At 41.5% G+C, this 20583-nt stretch carries 16 protein-coding genes and 1 tRNA gene; 13 read left to right on the top strand and 4 right to left on the bottom strand.

Annotated features, from left to right (window positions below; genetic code table 11):
• Nucleotides 1-62: 62 nt before the first annotated feature.
• The gene (gene pepT / locus EXN75_RS00585; RefSeq protein WP_134842378.1) at nt 63-1286 is read right to left on the bottom strand and encodes a peptidase T; all 1224 of its coding nucleotides are present in this window, start codon (nt 1284-1286) and stop codon (nt 63-65) included.
• 86 nt (nt 1287-1372) lie between these two features.
• Nucleotides 1373-1446 (bottom strand) — tRNA-Arg (locus tag EXN75_RS00580).
• A gap of 354 nt (nt 1447-1800) precedes the next feature.
• Here EXN75_RS00580 and asnA point away from each other — a divergent pair.
• Complete coding sequence (gene asnA / locus EXN75_RS00575; protein ID WP_134842377.1) at nt 1801-2838, top strand: aspartate--ammonia ligase; 1038 nt, start codon at nt 1801-1803, stop codon at nt 2836-2838.
• A gap of 118 nt (nt 2839-2956) precedes the next feature.
• Here the strand turns inward: asnA and EXN75_RS00570 are convergent, their stop codons facing one another.
• Nucleotides 2957-4777: a DNA polymerase III subunit gamma/tau gene (locus EXN75_RS00570; RefSeq protein ID WP_134842376.1), complete on the bottom strand. Its 1821-nt coding sequence runs from the start codon at nt 4775-4777 to the stop codon at nt 2957-2959.
• Nucleotides 4778-4846: 69 nt separating this feature from the next.
• Between EXN75_RS00570 and EXN75_RS00565 the strand changes: the two genes are divergently transcribed.
• The 12 genes from EXN75_RS00565 (at nt 4847) to EXN75_RS00510 (ending at nt 19764) form a co-directional block, all read left to right on the top strand.
• Nucleotides 4847-5197, top strand: a complete 351-nt coding sequence (locus EXN75_RS00565; RefSeq protein ID WP_022110885.1) for an FtsB family cell division protein — start codon at nt 4847-4849, stop codon at nt 5195-5197.
• Nucleotides 5181-5597, top strand: a complete 417-nt coding sequence (locus tag EXN75_RS00560; protein ID WP_134842375.1) for a hypothetical protein — start codon at nt 5181-5183, stop codon at nt 5595-5597. The genes EXN75_RS00565 and EXN75_RS00560 overlap by 17 nt, the downstream gene beginning before the upstream one ends.
• A gap of 105 nt (nt 5598-5702) precedes the next feature.
• Entirely contained in the window at nt 5703-6536 is an 834-nt protein-coding gene (locus EXN75_RS00555) for a DUF4369 domain-containing protein (protein WP_134842374.1), read from the top strand.
• A gap of 14 nt (nt 6537-6550) precedes the next feature.
• Entirely contained in the window at nt 6551-7885 is a 1335-nt protein-coding gene (locus EXN75_RS00550) for a dihydroorotase (RefSeq protein WP_134842416.1), read from the top strand.
• Nucleotides 7886-7896: 11 nt separating this feature from the next.
• Nucleotides 7897-8757 carry a vitamin B12 dependent-methionine synthase activation domain-containing protein gene (locus EXN75_RS00545; protein WP_134842373.1) on the top strand — a complete coding sequence of 287 codons (861 nt, stop codon included), beginning with the start codon at nt 7897-7899 and terminating at the stop codon, nt 8755-8757.
• Nucleotides 8754-9935 (top strand): metallophosphoesterase, encoded by a 1182-nt coding sequence (locus tag EXN75_RS00540; RefSeq protein ID WP_134842372.1) that lies wholly within the window; start codon nt 8754-8756, stop codon nt 9933-9935. The genes EXN75_RS00545 and EXN75_RS00540 overlap by 4 nt, the downstream gene beginning before the upstream one ends.
• 45 nt (nt 9936-9980) lie before the next feature.
• Nucleotides 9981-10739, top strand: coding sequence for a lysophospholipid acyltransferase family protein (locus tag EXN75_RS00535; protein WP_022110891.1), 759 nt, complete (start codon nt 9981-9983; stop codon nt 10737-10739).
• 104 nt (nt 10740-10843) lie between these two features.
• Entirely contained in the window at nt 10844-11587 is a 744-nt protein-coding gene (locus EXN75_RS00530) for a polyprenol monophosphomannose synthase (protein ID WP_118118400.1), read from the top strand.
• 5 nt (nt 11588-11592) lie between these two features.
• Complete coding sequence (mfd, locus tag EXN75_RS00525) at nt 11593-15006, top strand: transcription-repair coupling factor (protein ID WP_187349058.1); 3414 nt, start codon at nt 11593-11595, stop codon at nt 15004-15006.
• 252 nt (nt 15007-15258) lie between these two features.
• Complete coding sequence (locus EXN75_RS00520; protein WP_134842370.1) at nt 15259-16623, top strand: TrpB-like pyridoxal phosphate-dependent enzyme; 1365 nt, start codon at nt 15259-15261, stop codon at nt 16621-16623.
• Nucleotides 16624-16768: 145 nt separating this feature from the next.
• Nucleotides 16769-18505 (top strand): CotH kinase family protein, encoded by a 1737-nt coding sequence (locus EXN75_RS00515; RefSeq protein ID WP_134842369.1) that lies wholly within the window; start codon nt 16769-16771, stop codon nt 18503-18505.
• Nucleotides 18506-18867: 362 nt separating this feature from the next.
• Nucleotides 18868-19764, top strand: coding sequence for an Rpn family recombination-promoting nuclease/putative transposase (locus EXN75_RS00510; protein ID WP_456242899.1), 897 nt, complete (start codon nt 18868-18870; stop codon nt 19762-19764).
• Between the two features lie 108 nt (nt 19765-19872).
• Here EXN75_RS00510 and EXN75_RS00505 read toward each other — a convergent pair whose 3' ends face one another.
• Nucleotides 19873-20427 carry a glutathione peroxidase gene (locus EXN75_RS00505; RefSeq protein WP_134842367.1) on the bottom strand — a complete coding sequence of 185 codons (555 nt, stop codon included), beginning with the start codon at nt 20425-20427 and terminating at the stop codon, nt 19873-19875.
• Between the last annotated feature and the right edge of the window lie 156 nt (nt 20428-20583).

Genomic DNA, 20583 nt, shown 5'->3' with positions numbered 1-20583 from the left:
TCTATAGTCCCATCAGCATTCATGCTTTCTGGGATTATAGATTATTATGATTGATACGAAGCTTAGTCGTTGTATTCTGCTGTGATTTCTGCAATCTTCACGATGGTCTGTACTACTTTCTCCATTACCTGGATGCTGACAAACTCATGTGGGCCATGGAAATTGACGCCGCCTGCAAAGATGTTTGGACAAGGAAGTCCCTTGAAACTCAACTGTGCTCCATCGGTACCGCCACGGATAGGTTCTACGCGTGGAGGAACGCCATTTTCCTGCATCGCTCTCAAGACGATGTCGATGACATGCATGTTAGGGTCGATTTTCTCTTTCATGTTGTAGTACTGATCGTAAATCTCAGCCCCACATGTTCCTTCGCCATATTTCTCGTTGATTTTCTTCACGCAGTCAGCAATGAATGCTTTGCGATCTTCAAATTTATCACGGTCGTGGTCGCGAATGATATAAGCCAACTTAGCTTCTTCACAGTGGCTTTCAATGCCCAGCAAGTGGTAGAAGCCCTGATAACCTTCTGTGGTTTCAGGAAGGTCGGTCTCTGGTATCATGTTTTGGAATTCCACTGCAAGTCTGCTTGCGTTGATCATCTTACCCTTAGCATAACCCGTATGTACACTCACACCTTTGATGCGGATCTTGGCAGCTGCGGCATTGAAGTTTTCGTATTCCAAATCGCCGAGGTCGCCTCCGTCGATGGTGTAAGCCCAGTCGCAGCTAAATTTTTCAACATCAAAGTGGTGAGCACCCATTCCGATTTCTTCGTCAGGGTTGAAACCTACACGTATATCTCCGTGCTTGATTTCATCATGGTCTCTGAGATAGCACATAGCCTGTACGATTTCAGCAATTCCTGCTTTATCGTCTGCACCAAGAAGGGTCGTGCCATCAGTTACGATGATGTCCTCGCCTTTGTGAGCTTTTAATTCTGGGAATTTATCGACTCTGGAGAAGATGCCTGGACTCAATTCAATATCTTCGCCATCATAGTTGCGGATGACGCGTGCCTTGATGTCTTTGCCACTTGCATCTGGACTGGTGTCCATGTGAGATATAAATCCGATGGTAGGTGTCTTTTTCTTGGTATTGCCTTTCAATGTAGCGTAGATGTAACCCATATCGTCCATCTCTACATCGCTAAGCCCCTCCTCTTCCAATTCGTGTTTAAGATACTTGGCGAACTCTAACTGTTTCGCCGTACTAGGCACACTGTCGGAATCTTCGCTCGACTGTGTGTCAAATTTTGTGTAGTTTATAAAACGTTCTACTAAGTCCATGTTTTTAACTAAATAATGTGATAATTCTCTGATTCAGGATGATATTCCGTTTCTGAGGGAAGTGTATTCCCTGGATAGAGAATGTGTGATCTCGGTGGGACTCAAACCCACGACCTTTTGAACCGGAATCAAACGCTCTATTCAACTAAGCTACGAGACCAAGATATTCATACCTTATTATATATATGCAAAATCTCTTCCATATATACAGTTTGCAGATACGTTTGCAAAATTACTGATTTTATTTGAAATAACCAAATATTTGAGTAAAAAAACTTATTGAGAGGCGTAGGGAAGACTTTTTATTTAGGATAATAAAGAGAAAATGATACGAAAATAGTGCAAATAGATAGTGAAATATTAAAAATCCTATCATTTTGAAAAATAAAATAGAAAAACGCTTGCAGATTAATAATAATTTAGTACCTTTGCACCGTCAAATAGAAAACAGGCGTACTAACCTGCATTTCATTTGTCCCTAAATACATAAAAACAAAGAAAAAATATATATATTATGAGTAATGTAATAAAACCAGTAGGCTATAAGGCACTTCTTGATATGCGCCAAACCGAAATGGGAATCAAACTGATTAAGGAGTTCTTTCAGGCAAATCTTTCCACAGAACTTCGTTTGCGTCGTGTGACTGCTCCTCTTTTCGTATTGAAAGGTTTGGGTATTAATGATGATCTCAATGGAGTGGAACGTCCTGTAACTTTCCCTATCAAAGATTTGGGAGATGCTAAAGCAGAAGTGGTTCATTCTCTGGCAAAATGGAAGAGATTGACATTGGCTGAATATAAAATAGAACCTGGATATGGCGTCTATACCGATATGAATGCTATTCGTGCTGACGAAGAACTCGATAATCTCCACTCTCTGTATGTTGACCAGTGGGATTGGGAGGCTGTGATTGAAAAGAAAGATCGCAACTTGGCATTCTTGGAAGGCGTGGTGCGTCGCATTTATGCTGCTATCCGCCGTACTGAATATCTCACCTGTGAGCATTATCCACAGTTGAAGCCTTTCTTGCCAGAACAGATTCATTTTGTTCATGCGCAAGATTTGCTTGACATGTATCCTGATAAGACTCCTAAAGAGCGAGAGGATGCTATCTGCAAGAAATATGGCGCAGTATTCGTAGAGGGTATTGGTGGTAAGTTGAGTGATGGTAAGAAGCATGATGGACGTGCTCCTGACTATGACGATTGGAGTACTATTGCCGAGAATGGAAAGATGGGCCTTAATGGTGATATTCTGATCTGGTATCCGGTTCTGGAGCGTAGTTTTGAGTTGAGTTCCATGGGTATTCGTGTGGATAAGGAAAGCTTGCTTCGTCAGTTAAAACTTGAAGGTAAGGAAGATCGCGAGAAACTCTATTTCCACCAGCAACTCTTAAATGATAAGTTGCCTTTGAGTATCGGTGGTGGTATAGGACAAAGCCGCCTCTGCATGGTCTTGCTTCATAAGGCGCATATTGGTGAAATACAGGCAAGTATCTGGCCTGATGAAATGCGCAAGGAATGTGAGGAAAATGGTATGACTCTGATCTAAAATAAAAATCCTATGGATGTAGCTCGATATGCTTTATCCATAGGATTTTTTAGTTTATCTTAAAAAATAGTTTCTCGTTTTTTTAAATTATTGTTTTGAAAAATCTGCCATAGCTGAATTATGCCATGACTAATTTGAATTCCTGTACCAATTTGTCAAGTGCAGGATTTTTCTTTTTCATGTCATCGAAGATTTCCCGTTTATTACGTATCTTTCCGATTTCTTCTTGCTTGGCTACACGGTAATTGATAATGATGTCGTCATTGTTCAATCCTAATACGAGTGTACTTCTGATGCGGTTTTTGATTTTTCCGATTTGATCAAGAAGTATCGGATTATCAATGATGATTTCCACCGAAGGATAATCTGTGATTTTGGGAGTTAGCATTTTCAGGCGTTGTGACAAACCATACAGTTCGTTGATACCTTGCATTCTCATACACATACTCATCCATTGACCGTATAAAAGCTCATTATCGAAAGGTTGCTTTTTATCTTCGGCTATTGACGCAGTTTCTGTTGTGTCGCTGATGGCAGAATAATTGTTTTTGTCTTCTTCTTTGTGTTTCTTAAGATTCTTGAACGTCATGCCGATACTGCCAAGTTTGATACTTCCCTTTGGCTTGTTGCTTGTTGTAGAAGTATCTTTCGCTGAGGCAGTTTCATTAGTCTCGGATTTTTGGGCAATAGAATGCCCGACAGCAGGAACGGCTTCAACCTTCTTGCTGTCAACTTGCTCTTTACCTGCACCCTGAGAAGCAGGTTTAAGGGGAGCAATCAATTTCTGAAACAGGGATTTTAATCTATGGGGCGTACGCCCCGCACCTGGCACATCTTGATCTTCTGGTTGCGTTATCTGACCTACTTGGATGAGGGTCAGTTCTACCAGCAGGCGCTTGTTTGAACTCTGGCGGTATTGAACATCGCAGTCGTTCATGATTTTTAGTGCCTTATATAAGAAAGGTGTAGGGGCTTTTTGAGCCTGTGCCTGGAATTTGGCCTTTTGCTCTTCACTGGTTTCCAAGAGTGGCAGAGTCTGGGGATCTTTTGCCATCATGACATTACGCACATGTTGGGCAAGACCTTGGACAAGAATGCCTCCGTCGAAACCTTTGTTGAGAATATTGTTCAGCAGCACCATCATCTCGCTCACTTTGTTGGAGAGAGCGAGGTCAACCAAGTTGAAATAGTTGTCGCTATCCAGAACGTTCAGGTCCTCGATTACCTTTTTATAAGTGATGTCGCCTTGACAGAAACTGGCAGCCTGGTCAAAGATAGAGAGTGCATCGCGCATACCGCCATCGGCTTTTTCTGCGATGACGGCCAAAGCCTGTTCCTCATATTTGATTCCTTCTTTTTCTGCTACCATAGCCAGATGCTTGATCGTGTTAGGAACGGTCATTCGCTCGAAATCGTAAATCTGACATCTACTGAGAATGGTAGGCAGAATCTTGTGCTTCTCCGTGGTCGCCAGGATAAAGATGACATGCGATGGTGGCTCCTCCAATGTCTTGAGGAATGCATTGAAGGCAGCAGAACTCAGCATGTGTACCTCATCGATGATAAACACTTTGTACTTGCCAATCTGTGGCGGGATGCGGGTTTGCTCCATGAGAGCCTTGATTTGCTCTACACCATTATTGCTGGCGGCATCAAGCTCAAAGATGTTGAATGAGCGCTGCTCGTTGAAAGCTGTGCAACTTTCGCACTCATTGCAGGCTTCTCCGTCTTCACGGGGATGCTCGCAATTGATAGCCTTGGCAAAAATACGGGCACAGGTAGTCTTTCCGACACCACGAGGACCGCAAAAAAGGTATGCGTGAGCGAGCTTTCCACTCTTCACCGCATTCTTTAAAGTTGTTGTCAAAGCACTCTGTCCAACCACCGTATCGAAGGTCATCGGACGGTACTTTCTTGCAGAAACAATATATTCTTCCATTATTTTTTCTTAAATGATGATGCAAAGATAACAAAAAAATATTATCTTTGCAAACAAATATCGAAATAAATGAGTAAACAATTAGGTGTAATATGGGGCTATCTCTCTCATTATAAGTATCTTATAGTGATTGTAGTGGGTGTTTTGGTAGTAGGTGCAATTGATGACAATAGTATCTACCAGCATGTGAAATACCAGATTCAGATCAATAATTTGCGTTCTGAGATAAAAAAATATACTGCGCGTTATCAGGCAGACACCAAACTGCTGAGGGAAATGCGCGTGGATCCGAAGGCTTATCAGAAAATAGCCAGAGAAAACTATTTCATGAAGGCAGACGATGAGGATATCTTCGTCTTGAGCACCGATTTGCCTAATAATAATAACGAAGAAGATTTAGAAAATGAAACAGTTGAGTAAAATTCAGAGTGCCATATTCCTCTTGGGTGGCGTGCTGATGGTTGTCGGTGCAGGTTGCTATGCGTTTGGATTTATCTATCCTAAAATGTTGCTTTATACCTGTTGGGTATTCTTAGTAGGTACGGTGCTTTTTAGTGTGATACAAGCCATGCAGTTATACGAAGGAAAATCGTTTGTCATTCATCGTCTGAAGCGCATACAGGCAATGGCGGATATTTGTTTTATATTGTCGGGCATTTCTATGGTTGATACGGTATATGCTTTTGCCCGTAATTGGTTTTCCAACTATGAGACGTATATCACCTACTTTTATAATAAGTGGGTGCTTCTGCTGCTTATCGCAGCTTTGTTGGAATTATATACGACACATCGTATTTCCCGTGAACTGGAGAAGGAATAATGCCAAAAAATACTAAATACAGACGATATTCAATTAAATAGCATAAATTTATTTCCGTACTTCAATTTAAGATTGTACTTTTGTTACCCGAAATACAGACAGATTATGAATAAGATACTTTATGCATTTATCACCTTGTTGGCAATGACATCGTGTGCCAATAGCTACAATATCCAAGGTACGTCTAATGTAAGTACATTGGATGGAAGGATGCTATACCTGAAAATCCTGAAAAACAATGATTTTAAAAATATTGATTCCTGTGATGTTGTGCATGGTCAATTCCATTTTGACGGAAATCTGGATTCTGTGAGAATGGCTAATATCTTCATGGATGATGAGGCTGTCCTCCCATTGGTGCTGGAGAGCGGTGACATTAATGTGAAATTAGATGATGCTCAACAGATAGTTAGCGGCACTCCTTTGAATGATAAACTGTTTAAATTCTTCAAGAAATACCAGCAGTTGCAGAACCAGCAGATGGAATTGGTGCATAAGCATGACCAGGCTATCATGAATGGTAGTGATATGGAGATGGTAACAAGAAAACTGAACGAGGAAGCTATTCAGTTGGCTGATCAGGAAGATAAACTGGTCACTTCTTTCGTGACCGAGAATTTTGATAATGTCTTGGGTCCTGGAGTATTCTTCATGGTAACCATGAGAAATCAATACCCGATGCTTTCTCCTTGGATTGAGGATATCATGAGTAAGGCTACTGAGCATTTCAAGAATGATCCATACGTGAAGGATTATTATCAGAAGGCTCAGGAAAATGAGCAGATTATGAATGGTACAAGAGATGCAGGACAGGATGCTTCTGCAATGCAAGCACCTCAAGTGGATCCGAATGCAGCTCCGGCTCCAACTGCTAATGATCTGGCTAAACCTACTATTCCGGAGAATCAGGCTGCGGAAGGTAATGGCTTCGGTAATTAATCTGTAGAATTATGATGAGAACATTAATAAAAAACGGAACTATTGTCAATGAAGGACGCTCTTTCTTGGGCGACCTTGTTGTCAATGGTGAACAAATTGAAGAAATATATGAAGGTAAGGCACCTCGTGGAATCTATGATCAAGTCATTGATGCCTCGGGGTGTTTTGTTTTGCCTGGTGTGATAGATGATCATGTGCATTTCCGTGAACCGGGTTTGACACGTAAGGCTGATATTGAGAGCGAGAGTAGAGCTGCCGCCTTTGGTGGTGTGACTTCTTACTTCGAAATGCCTAATACCAATCCTCAAACTACGACTTTGGAGGCTTTGGAGGATAAGTTTGCATTAGGTGCTCAGAAAAGTCATGTTAACTATAGTTTCTTTTTTGGTGCAACCAATGATAATGTAGATTCATTTGATAGATTGGATGTTCATCGTATTCCGGGTATTAAACTCTTTATGGGTTCCAGCACGGGCAATATGCTGGTGGATAAGTATGAGTCTTTGCAACAGATATTTGTTAAAGCCAAGAAATTGGGACTGCCTGTGATGACTCATTGCGAGGATACTGACATCATCAATCGCAATATGGCTGCCTATCAGAAAAAATATGGTGAAGATCCTGATGTGAAATTCCATCCGGAAATCCGTAGTGCTGAGGCTTGTTACGAAAGTAGTAGCCTGGCTGTTAAATTGGCAAAGGAGTCTGGGGCTCATCTGCATATTGCGCATGTGACTACCGCTCGTGAACTTGAATTCTTCGGAAAAGATGAGAATATTACGGGTGAAGCTGTCATTGCGCATCTTTATTTCTCGGATGAGGATTATGCAGACAAGAAAGCTTTCATCAAATGTAATCCTGCTATTAAGACAGTGAAAGATAGGCAGGCATTACGTGAGGCTTTGGCTGATGGACGAATTTCGGTTGTTGGCACTGATCATGCTCCTCATGAATGGAAAGACAAGCAGGGTGGTTGTGCCAAGGCTGCTTCGGGTATGCCGATGGTGCAATTCTCGTTGGTAAGTATGTTGGAATTGGTGGACGAAGGCGTTCTTTCTATTGAAAGAATGGTAGAGGTGATGTCTCATTGTCCTGCCAAACTCTTTCATGTGGACAAACGTGGCTTTTTGCGTCCGGGCTATCAGGCAGATATTGTCATTGTTCGCCCTCATACTGCTTGGACTGTTCAGAAAGAAATCATCCAAAGTAAATGCGGGTGGAGTCCTATGGAGGGACATGAATACCAATGGCAAGTGGAGCAAACGATCTGTAATGGACACCTTATATATAATAAGGGAGAGTTTGATGAGGCTTATCGTGGTGAAGAACTTACTTTTAGAAAATCATAAATTCTAAGATTTTGAAAAAGGTTTTGACATACGATATTGCGGATATAGTACCGTATATCAATTGGCTCTATTTCTTTCATGCTTGGGGACTGAGTGGTAAGCCTGCAGGCGAAAAAGAAAAAATGAAACAGGAGGCGCTTCTGATGTTGAAGTCTTGGTATGGTAAATATCATACTCATGCTTTGTTTCGATTGATGAAAGCCTGTAGTGATGGGGATGATATCGTCTTAATCGATGATTTGAATGATCAAACCAACGGTCAGACCATTCGCTCGGAGGTTCGTATTCCCATGCTCCGTCAGCAAAAGGTTTCTGCGGATGGGCAACCTAATTTGTGTCTGTCAGATTTCTTGCGCCCCATCTATATGGAAAAGACGGATTGCTTGGGTATCTTTTGTGCTACGGTTGATGCGGAAATTGTGGAGTTGTATCGTCATGATGATTATCAGTCGATGTTGGCACAAACGCTTAGTGACCGGTTGGCAGAAGCTACAGCTGAGCGTATGCATCAGGAAGTTAGAACTACTTTCTGGGGATATGCTGCAGATGAAAAGTTGACGATGGAGCAGCTCCTTAGAGAGGACTATCAGGGTATTCGCCCTGCAGTGGGCTATCCTTCCATGCCGGATACCAGTATCAATTTTCTCCTGGATGAAATTCTTGGGATGAAAGAGGTTGGTATCAGACTTACTGAAAGTGGTATGATGACGCCCCATGCCAGTGTGTCGGGCTTGATGTTTTCTCATCCAAAGGCACATTATTTTGAACTGGGAAAGATAGGGGAGGATCAGTTGAGAGATTATGCAAATAGACGTGGTATTCCAGTGGAACTCATGCGGCGATTCTTGCAATCAAGTTTGATGAAAAAATGATATATAGAATACTTATACCCATTATATTGGGTACTATGTTGCCTTATTTATGGATATTCAAGACTGAATTCCAGAAGGTAACTGGTAGAAAAAGGTTTCTGTTGTGGATTCCTGCTATGATAGTTTTGGGATATAGTGTATATTTGGCTTTTCTGCCAAACTTTGTACCGAAAAATCCCTTGCTGGTTGATATCTGGTTCGCTCTGATGGCGGTCTGTGCTGTGCCGGAGTTTGTCTTTGCTTTCTGCAGTTCCTTAGGATGGTGCTGCAAAAGATATTTTCATTTAGAGAAGAATTGGGGACGAACGGTTGGACTCGTTTTGGCTATTGTGGCTTTCGTGACGTTTGTCTATGGATTTACTTTAGGCTTCCGTAAGCTGGAAGTGAAACAAGTTACCATATATCTGTCTGATTTACCAAAGAACTTCGATGGGTATAGAATAGTCCTGTTTAGTGATTTCCATCTCGGCTCCTATTATGGTTGGAGATCGGATATTCCTCAGCGGGATATTGACAGCATTCAGGCACAGCATCCTGACATGATTTGCTTTACGGGTGATTTGCAAAATGCACATCCTTCAGAATTAGTACCTTATTATCAGATGCTTCGTTCGTTGAAAGCAAAGGATGGAGTTTATAGTATCTTGGGCAATCACGATTATAGTTATTATGTTGATGCAGATCCTGATGAACAGGTTGAAATAGAGAAAAGGGTACAGGATTTTGAGCGAAGTTTAGGATGGCAACTGCTGAATAATGAACATCGGGTGGTGTATAGAGGACAGGATTCCATCTATATAGCTGGAACGGAAAATTATGATAAACCGAAGCGGACAAGTGTGGCGAAATCACTTGAATCCATCAAACCGGGAAATTTTATCTTGATGCTCCAGCATATACCAACGCAGTGGAAAGATATGGTTCCTTCTAAAATTAATGAGGTGTATGGATCTAAAGATACGGTTTTAGTGGCACCACAATTGACATTCAGCGGTCATACTCATGCAGGACAAGTTGAGGTCTTGGGCATCCGACCAACCATGTTTGCCAGTTATGACTATGGTTTGTATGAGCGTGAAGGTTGCCAGCTCTTTACGACTGCCGGATTGGGTGGCGTGATTCCTATTCGTATAGGAGCTACCGCCGAGATCGTAGTTGTCACATTAAAGAGAAAATAAGAATTACCATATAAAAGTATTATCAGCGTAAAAAATATTGAGATTATGAAATATTTATATCGTTTATACCAATTATTGGTGTGCTTGCCTATCTTGGTATTGGCAAGTATTATTACGAGTATTACCACAGTTGTGGGGTGTATGTTAGGTAATGGTCATTTCTGGGGATATTATCCTGGTAAGATCTGGTCACAGTTGTGGATACGTATTCTCCTGTTGCCTGTAAAGGTAGAAGGACGTGAAAATTTGGAGAAAAAGCAGAGCTATGTTTTTGTAGCCAATCATCAGGGAGCCTTTGATATTTTCCTGATATATGGTTTTTTGGGACGTAATTTCAAGTGGATGATGAAGAAAGGTCTTCGTAAGATTCCTTTGGTAGGAGTGGCTTGCGAGTATGCTCATCATATCTTCGTAGATAAGAGCGGACCTTCCAAAATCCGTGCTTCCTATGACAAGGCTCGTGAAGAACTCAAGGAGGGAATGTCATTAGTGGTGTTCCCTGAAGGTGCCAGAACTTTTACCGGTCATATGGGTGTTTTCCGTCGAGGTGCTTTTATGTTGGCAGACGAACTGCAGTTGCCGGTTTGTCCTCTTACCATCAATGGAAGTTTTCAGGTGAAGCCGCGTATGAAAGATATTTTTTGGGTGTTTTGGCATCCGTTGAAGTTGACTATACATAAGCCAATAGCTCCTATAGGCAGAGGTGCTGACAATATTAAGCATCAGATGACGGAGAGTTATGAGGCAATTATGAATGGTTTAGACAAGGAATATCAGGGTTTTGTAGAAAATCCTGACCAATAAATGAAAAAATAATCAAAAATATAGTGGAATTGTGATAAAAGTCGTATCTTTGCATATCATATTTAACTATAAGAATTATTGGTACTTGATTAATAAAAACTATTATGAAGAGCGATAGCATAGTAATCATTCCTACTTATAATGAGAAGGAAAACATAGAGAAGATCATTCGGGCAGTCTTTGGGCTCGAAAAGCAATTTGATATTCTTGTGATTGACGATGGAAGTCCTGATGGTACGGCTGCTATTGTCAAGAATCTGATGGCGGGTGAGTTTAATGGACGTCTTCATATCTTGGAGCGTTCTGGTAAATTAGGTTTAGGCACTGCTTATATCACAGGCTTTAAGTGGGCGCTCCAACAGGGATATGATTTTATCTTTGAAATGGATGCTGACTTTAGTCATGATCCTAATGATTTGCCACGTCTTTATGCTGCTACTCATGATGAAGGATATGATGTTGCAGTAGGTTCTCGTTATGTTTCGGGCGTCAATGTGGTTAATTGGCCTATCGGTCGTGTCCTTATGAGTTATTTCGCATCCAAGTATGTTCGTCTGGTTACAGGATTCAAGGTGCACGATACAACGGCAGGATTCGTTTGCTATCGTCGCAAGGTGTTGGAAACCATCGAATTGGATAAAATTCGTTTCAAAGGATATGCTTTCCAAATCGAGATGAAGTTCACTTCTCATAAGATAGGATTTAAGATCAAAGAGGTACCTGTTATCTTCGTCAACCGTCGCGAGGGTGTGAGCAAGATGAATGGAGGTATCTTTGGAGAGGCTTTCTTTGGTGTAATGCGCCTTCGTTTGGATGGCTGGTTTAAGAAGTATCCTAAGAAAAACTAAAAAGCGTGACCATACAAGAGATTGAAAATATTTACGGGCATTCGTCACAGACGAAGGCCCTTTTGGATTTATTGGGGAAAAAACAGGTTAAAATGATTTCCCTTAAGGGATTGGTGTGTTCTTCTGCACCAATCTTTTTTGCGTCTGTATATCAGCAATTAGGACAAACCGTACTTTTTGTTTTGGATGATGCTGATGAGGCTGGCTATTTTTATCACGACCTGACACAAATGATGGGACAGGAAAATGTGTTTTTCTTTCCTTCCAGCTATCGTCGTGCTATCAAGTATGGGCAAAAAGATGCTGCCAATGAAATTCTTCGAACGGAAGTCTTGGCTCGTTTATCGCAAAATAGAAATTTATTTATAGTTTCTTATCCTGATGCCTTGGCAGAATTGGTTGTTACCAAAAAGAAACTGGATGAGCGCATACTTAAACTTTCTGTTTCTCAAGAGATTGCCTTGAGCAATATTGTGCATACGCTGAGAGATTTTGGCTTTGAGGAGACTGATTATGTTTATGAACCAGGACAATTTGCTGTCCGTGGTAGTATTCTGGATGTATATTCTTATAGTTGTGAATTTCCTTTTCGTATAGATTTCTTCGGAGATGAGATCGATTCCATCCGTACCTTTGATGTGGAAAGTCAGTTGTCGAAAGTTAAGAGGGAATGTATAGAGATTGTGCCTGAATTATCTTCTCTTGAAAGTGAAAAACAACCGATATTTTCTTTTTTGGGTGAGGATACAATTGTTGCCATGAAGGATTTCGTCTTTCTTCATGATCGTATCGAACAGATTTATCATGATGGTTTCTCAGCTCAAAGTTTGGCAGAACAGCTGGAAGGGGCTACAGAAATGGAGGCTGAGCAAATCAGACAGCGGATGAAGAAAGAGTTGAATCTCTGTACTACGACTCAGTTGAAAGAGGGATTGGCGGAAAGAGTGCGCATAGAAATGGGGCATGTGGATAAAAATCCAAATGCTTTGGAGGGAGAAGGTAAGTCTTCTGCTTGCATTCATTTTAATATCCAGCCACAACCTTTATTCCATAAGAATTTTGAATTGTTGGCTAAAACTCTTGAGGATTATCTCCTTCAGAAATATACTTTATATATTTTAGCTGACAGTCAGAAACAGCAGCAAAGATTGAAGGATATTTTTGATAGTGAAGATTTGCAACGTTATCAGATTTCTTTTGTTCCTGTAGATAAAACCATTCACGAAGGGTTTGTGGATTCTGACAAAAAATGCTGTTTCTTTACAGATCATCAGATTTTTGACCGTTTTCATAAATACAACTTGCGTTCTGATTCTGCTCGTGCTGGTAAAATGGCGCTTACGATGAAGGAGTTGCAGGAAATGGAACCGGGCGACTTTATCGTACATGTGGATTTTGGAATCGGTAAGTTTGGCGGCTTGGTTCGTGTTCCTACTGGTGAAAGCTATCAGGAAATGATACGCATCGTCTATAAGAATAACGATAAAGTGGATGTTTCTATCCATTCGCTCTACAAAATCAGCAAATATAGAAGTGCCGATACCGGTGAACCTCCTCGTCTTTCTACCTTAGGTACTGGTGCCTGGGATAGGATGAAGGAAAAGGCAAAGAAGCGTATCAAGGATATAGCACGCGACCTGATTAAGTTGTATGCTAAGCGTCGTCATGAAAAGGGCTATGCTTTTAGTCTGGATGGATATTTGCAACATGAGTTGGAAGCTTCTTTCCTCTATGAAGATACGCCTGACCAGAATAAGGCTACCATGGAGGTGAAGGCTGATATGGAAAGTTCCCGTCCTATGGACAGACTGGTGTGTGGAGATGTTGGCTTCGGAAAAACGGAGGTAGCCATTCGTGCGGCCTTTAAAGCTGCTTGTGACAGTAAACAGGTGGCAGTACTGGTTCCTACTACCGTTTTGGCATTTCAGCATTATCAGACATTCAAGTCGCGTCTTGAGGGAATGCCTGTGAGGGTAGAATATTTGAGCCGTGCCCGATCTGCAAAGGAAACCCGACAGATTTTGGCTGACTTAAAGGATGGTAAAATAGACATTTTGATAGGTACGCATAAATTGATTTCCAAATCGGTTGTATGGAAAGATTTAGGTTTGCTCATTATTGATGAGGAACAGAAGTTTGGAGTAGGTACAAAGGAGAAACTGCGCCAGATGAAGGTCAACGTGGATACGCTGACCATGAGTGCTACGCCTATTCCTCGTACCCTCCAGTTCTCGCTGATGGGAGCAAGAGATATGAGTATCATGCGTACACCGCCACCTAACCGTTATCCGATCCATACGGAGCTGACCAGTTTTTCTTCAGAAGTGATTGCTGATGCCATCAATTTTGAAATGAGTCGTAATGGACAGGTGTATTTTGTCAATGATCGGATTTCCAAACTTCAGGAGATTAAACTCCTGATAGAGAAACATGTACCTGATTGTCGAGTTGTCATCGGACATGGTCAGATGAAGCCTGAGGAGTTGGAAAAGATTATCATGGGCTTTATCAACTATGACTATGATGTGCTGCTTTCTACAACCATTGTGGAAAATGGTATCGATATTTCCAATGCCAATACGATCATTATCAATGATGCGCATCATTTCGGCTTAAGTGATCTGCACCAGATGAGAGGACGAGTTGGCAGAAGTAACAAAAAGGCGTTTTGCTATTTGTTGGCACCCCCTAAAAGCGTACTGACAATTGAGGCTCGGAGACGTTTGGAGGCGTTGGAAACTTTCAGTGACTTGGGAAGTGGATTTAATCTTGCCATGCAGGATTTAGATATTCGTGGAGCAGGTAACTTGTTGGGTTCTGAACAGAGTGGTTTCATGGAAGATTTGGGATATGAAACCTATCAGAAGATCTTGTCGCAGGCTGTGACCGAGTTGAAGAATGAAGAATTCAATGATTTGTATCAGGAAGACTTGGATCAAAGTAAGGTGCTCACGGGTGACGACTTTGTAGATGACTGTTCTGTGGAGAGCGACTTGGAGATATATTTCCCTGATTCGTATGTTCCTGGTAGTAGTGAACGAATGCTTTTATATCGGGAATTGGATTGTATAGAGAATGATGATGATCTGGCTGCTTATAAAAAGCGATTGATAGATCGTTTCGGTCCAGTGCCTCATGAGGCCGAAGAACTGATGCATGTGGTTACCCTGCGTAGATTGGGCAAGCGTATGGGATGCGAGAAGATGATGCTGAAGCAAAATGTTCTTCAATTACAGTTTGTGAGCAATGTGCAGAGTCCTTTTTACAGGAGTGTCATGTTCTCTAAGGTGTTGGATTATGTAACCAAACATGTGAGGATGTGCAACTTGAAAGAGAAAAGCAACAAGCGCTACTTGCGTATTTCTGGTATCAGGAGTGTAGAGCAAGCTGTATCTATATTGAATGATATTGAGCAATAAACGGGGCATAAATTTATCGTTTGTATGAATTTTGTAGTTTTTTGTATAAGTAAAAGATGATGAATAGCGTTTCACAACGCCTCTTGTTTTAACTGATTTTCTGCCGTTTTACGATATTTTTCAGATAAAAAGCAAAAATATTGCCGTTTTTTCTTTTATCTCAAATGTTTTTTGTAATTTTGTCGCAAAATGAATTTATCTATTAACAAAATGTAAGAAAAGACATAATAATTAATATAAAAATGATATCACATGAGACAGAAGAAATTTATTTTGCAGGAGAGTGAACTCCCAACACAGTGGTATAATATTCAGGCAGATATGCCTAATAAGCCATTGCCTCCATTGAATCCTCAGACTCACCAGCCTCTCAATGCTGATGATCTTTCACATATATTTAATAAGGAATGTTCCAAGCAGGAATTGGATCAGGAGCATGCGTGGATAGATATTCCTGAAGACGTATTGGAAAAATATACTTTCTATCGTTCTACTCCTCTGGTTCGTGCTTATGCTTTGGAAGAGGCTTTAGGTACTCCTGCTCATATCTATTTCAAAAATGAGAGTACCAACCCTTTAGGTTCACATAAGATTAATTCTGCTCTTCCTCAGTGCTACTATTGTAAGCAAGAGGGTGATACGAATGTCACAACAGAAACGGGTGCTGGTCAGTGGGGTGCTGCTTTGTCTTATGCTGCCAAACTCTATGGATTGGAAGCGGCTGTTTATCAGGTAAAGATTACCATGCAGCAAAAACCATATCGTTCCAGTATTATGCGTACCTTTGGTGCTACAGTAGAGGGTTCTCCTTCTATGAGTACAAGAGCTGGTAAAAACATCATTACCCGTGATCCTCATCATCCAGGTTCATTAGGTACTGCCATCAGTGAGGCTGTAGAGTTGGCTACAACAACTCCTGGTTGTAAATATACTTTGGGTTCTGTGTTAAATCACGTGGCTCTTCATCAGACAGTCATTGGTCTGGAGGCAGAAAAGCAGATGGCTATGGCTGGTGAGTATCCTGATACTGTGATAGCTTGTTTTGGTGGTGGTAGTAACTTTGGTGGAATCGCCTTCCCTTTCATGCGTCATAAGATTAAGGATGGAAAGAATACTGAATTTATTGCAGCAGAACCTGAAAGCTGCCCTAAGTTGACTCGTGGTAAGTTTGAATACGACTTTGGTGATGAGGCTGGTTATACACCATTGCTTCCAATGTACACCTTGGGTCATGATTTCAAGCCTGCGAATATCCATGCTGGCGGTTTGCGTTATCATGGTGCCGGTATGATTATTTCTCAGTTGATTAAGGACGGATATATGCATGGTGTAGATATTCCACAGTTGGAGTCATTCAAGTCTGGTATGCTCTTTGCTCGTACCGAGGGTATCATTCCTGCGCCAGAGAGCTGTCATGCGATTGCTGCTACTATTCGCGAGGCGCTCAAGGCTAAGGAGAAAGGCGAGAAGAAGGTTATTCTCTTCTGTCTTTCAGGACATGGTCTTATTGATATGCCTTCATACGACAGTTATATCAATGGTGACTTGCAAAACTATTCTGTCAGCGATGAAGAAATAGAAAAATTCCTCAAGGATGTGCCACAGGTAGAGATGTAGGCCAAGGCGTAAGTGTGCTTATGCTGATTTTTCAATATATATATGTGAGAGAAGGCGCAACTTCATCAGGCAATGATGCGCCTTCTCTTTCTGCTTCTAATAACTTGTTATAACTTGAAATTTTGAATCATTAGACTTATATTTTATGTTTAGTAAAGAAAAGTTACTATTGTTGCTGCTCGTTGTGATGTGCAACTTGGGCAGTCTGTCTGCTGTCCATGCCGCAACAGATCCAACCATGACATCAGCTTTGAAACCATCGGGGACTTTACCCGTCATGTATGTTAACACTCAGGATGCACAGCCTATCACTTCCAAAGAAACTTATGTGTCAGCCACGGCCTATATTGATGCCTTGGGATTGGAGGGATATGAGAATATGGCTTCTGCAGATAAACCAGAAACCTTGATAATTAAAGGACGTGGTAACTGGACGTGGGAAGGGTTTGACAAGAAACCTTATCGCTTGAAGTTTGATAGTAAGGTGAGCCCTGTGGGTATGGTGAAGAGCAAGCACTTCTTGCTCATGGCTGGTGCCGATGATGATTTGGGTTTTCTCCGCAATCTGGTAGGCTATGAATTGAGCCGTCGTGTGGGCTTGCCTTATACCACAGATTCACAACCTGTTGAATTGGTGCTCAATGGAAAATATCAGGGCTTGTATTTCGTAACCGAAAAGATACGGGTTGATAAAAAACGAGTTAACATCGTAGAGCAGGCTGACAAGGCGACTGATCCTGAGGCTATCACGGGCGGATGGCTCGTGGAGATAGACAATTATGATACAGATCCTCATATCAATGTGAAGTTGGGCAGCCAGAACATGGTGCTTACTTATCATACCCCAGAGGCGCTCTCCGCAGAGCAAGAGAACTATTTGCAGACACAGTGGAATGCCATCGCCAAGGCTATCTGTAGCAATAATGAAAACGATACGGAATGGGAAAAGTATGTAGACATCGAGTCTTTGGCAAAGGTGTATATCGTGCGTGAGCTGTTGCAAGATGAGGAGGGATTTCATGGCAGTTGCTATCTCTACAAGCAAAAAGGTGCAGATACCAAGTGGACTTTTGGCCCTGTATGGGACTTTGGTAATGCTTATAATGAAACCAATTTCCGTCATTTTATCTTCCAGGGAGATAAGTTTGAGCAGTTTATCATTGATCGTGCCTGGAATTTTAAGCACTTCCGCGACAAGGTGAAGGAGGTATGGCAGGAGTTTTATGCCAATCAATATGCAGAGATGAACGCTTATATTGATGGTGTGGCGGCAAAGATTTCCGATGCTGCAGCTAACGACTATCTATGTTGGAAGAATAGCAGCAATGTCGCCAAGAACCAAGATGAACTGGCCAAGGCTGCCGTTTTTAAGAACTATATGCGCCAAAAGGCCACATGGCTTGTTGAGCAATGGGGTGGTGGCGAGGCTCCTTCTGACAAGATGAACATCTATGTGACTTGCGACGAGGATCGTGTGCCTTACCTCTTTGCTTGGGGTGAAGGAAACAACGGAGGATGGCCAGGCAATCAACTGACCGATACCAGGATGATAGGTGGCAAACTCTTCTATCATATTTCTTTGCCTTATGGAACCAATATCATCTTCAGCTATGGTGATCAGGAAACGCAGACAGAGGATATCTTGAATGTGTCTCGCGATATCTATTATCGCTTCTATCAAGCTCCAGAGAATGAGCATAAGGAGAAGAAGAATGGCCGTTTCGAGGATATCACACAGAAAGTGCTCACTGGCATCAGTGCAGTAGTTACGTCAAAGCCGCAGCCTGCGAAAGCTGCGATATACAATATGAACGGACTGCGTGTGGATGGTAGCTATCATGGTCTTGTCATCAGCAATGGTCGGAAATATATATCTAAATAGAAAAAGAACGAGGGTGTGTCACAGACTTATGACACACCCTCTTCTTTTTTATCAATATGATTCAGGTGACGCAAAGCAACTGCTATTTAATATGTTTTTTTGTCCCTCTACCCACTTTTATTTTTCCCTGCCCACGGAAAAATTCTTGCGTGGGCAGGGAGAAAATACCTCTTGTAGCGACTTTCACTTCTCATAGCTTTTCACCAGCGGCTATTCATATTGAAAACCTTACTCATTTTAGCTAAAAAACAGCCTAAAAATTTGGAAGTTACTAAATTTCAGAGTATCTTTGCAAAAGTATAAAACGTATCAAGACAAAGAAATCAAAACGTATCCCTGCAAAGGAATAAAATGAAATGCGTATGAGACAGGTAGAAGAAAGATATATCAGCTTGCTGACCGACTTCGGCTTCAAGCGAATTTTTGGAACAGCAATGAACAAGGATTTGCTGATTTGTTTTCTCAACAGCTTGTTTGATGGCAAACAGGTTGTGAAGGATGTATCATATCTGAACCCTGAGCATGTGGGAGATGTCTATACCGACCGCAGAGCCATCTTTGATGTATATTGCGAGGGCGAAAACGGCGAGAAGTTCATCGTAGAAATGCAGAATGCCTATCAGGCATATTTCAAGGACCGTTCCCTGTTCTATTCCACATTCCCAATCCGTGAGCAGGCACCAAAGGGGAAGGATTGGGATTTCAAACTCAACAATGTATATACCGTTGCCCTGCTCAACTTCGACATGAACGAGGAAGCCTTCGAAAAGGAAAAAATCCGCCATAGTGTGCAGTTGTGCGATACCGCCACTCATAAAGTATTCTACGACAAGCTGGAGTTCATCTATGTAGAAATAGCCAAGTTTAACAAATCGCTGGCGGAACTGGAGACGCTTTACGACAAGTGGCTCTATGCGCTGAAGAATCTCTACAAGCTTACCCAGCGCCCTAAGGAGTTATGCGACAAGGTCTTCGACCGCCTCTTCGAGGAAGCCGAGATTGCCAAGTTTACTCCGCAGGAATTGAGAGAGTACGAGGCCAGCAAGATAGCGTATCGCGACATCAAGAATTCCGTAGACACCGCCAAGCGTGAAGGTATTGCTGAAGGAATGGAAAAGGGAATGAAGAAAGGAATGGAAAAGAAAAGCCTTGAGATTGCCAAGAAGATGCTGACAAAGGGCATGGATGAAGCGACTGTGATGGAAATAACGGGACTGACGGCAGAACTGATACAGCAGCTATCCAAAAGTCAAGGCTAAGCACCGCATTAGTTAGAGTGTCGGTAAAAAAACGAGAATGCTACAAGCATTCTCGTTTTTTATTGTTTATATAGCCGTGATTCTTTCAATCAATGCGATAGACTTCTGTTATTTGCTCAGCCATTCTTCAATAGCCTTGGCAATTACTTCAAAGTTAGTGGTAGGCTCAAAACGAGCTACAACCTGACCTTTTTTGTTAATCAGGAATTTAGTAAAATTCCATTTGATGTCATTACTCTCTTTGTAGTTAGGATCAGCTTCGCTGAGCATTTTGTCGAGCACTGGATAGAGAGGATGAGATTCATCCCAACCAGCAAATCCTTTGCTTTCCTTCAGGAATTTGTAAAGAGGAGCAGCGTCATCGCCATTTACCTTTATCTTTTTGAAACGAGAAAATTCTGTACCGTATGTAAGTTTACAGAATTGGTGGATGCTTTCGTCTGTTCCTGGAGCTTGTTGACCAAACTGGTTGCAAGGGAAGTCTAAGACTTCAAAACCCTGAGAGTGATAGGTCTCATATAATTTCTCCAGTTCTTCATACTGTGGAGTAAAACCACATTTTGTGGCTGTGTTGACGATGAGTAATACTTCATTAGCATACTCTTTGAGGGAAACATCCTTTCCCTTTCTGTCCTTGACAGAGAATTCGTAAACAGTTCTCATTTTTGTTTGTATCTATATATTTTATTCTTATTTCTTCTTTTAGAGTGCAAAGATACTATTTTTCTTTTAGAAGAGTAAATTATGACTGATAATTTTTCTAAAAAAGTAATAACTTAGAAAATAAAAAGACCCAGGATTTTCACAAACCCTGGGTTT

The organism is Segatella hominis, assembly GCF_004535825.1.
Taxonomy (GTDB): Bacteria; Bacteroidota; Bacteroidia; order Bacteroidales; family Bacteroidaceae; genus Prevotella; species Prevotella hominis.
Note: the sequence above shows the minus strand (reverse complement) of the source record. Positions and strands in the feature narration are given on the sequence as shown.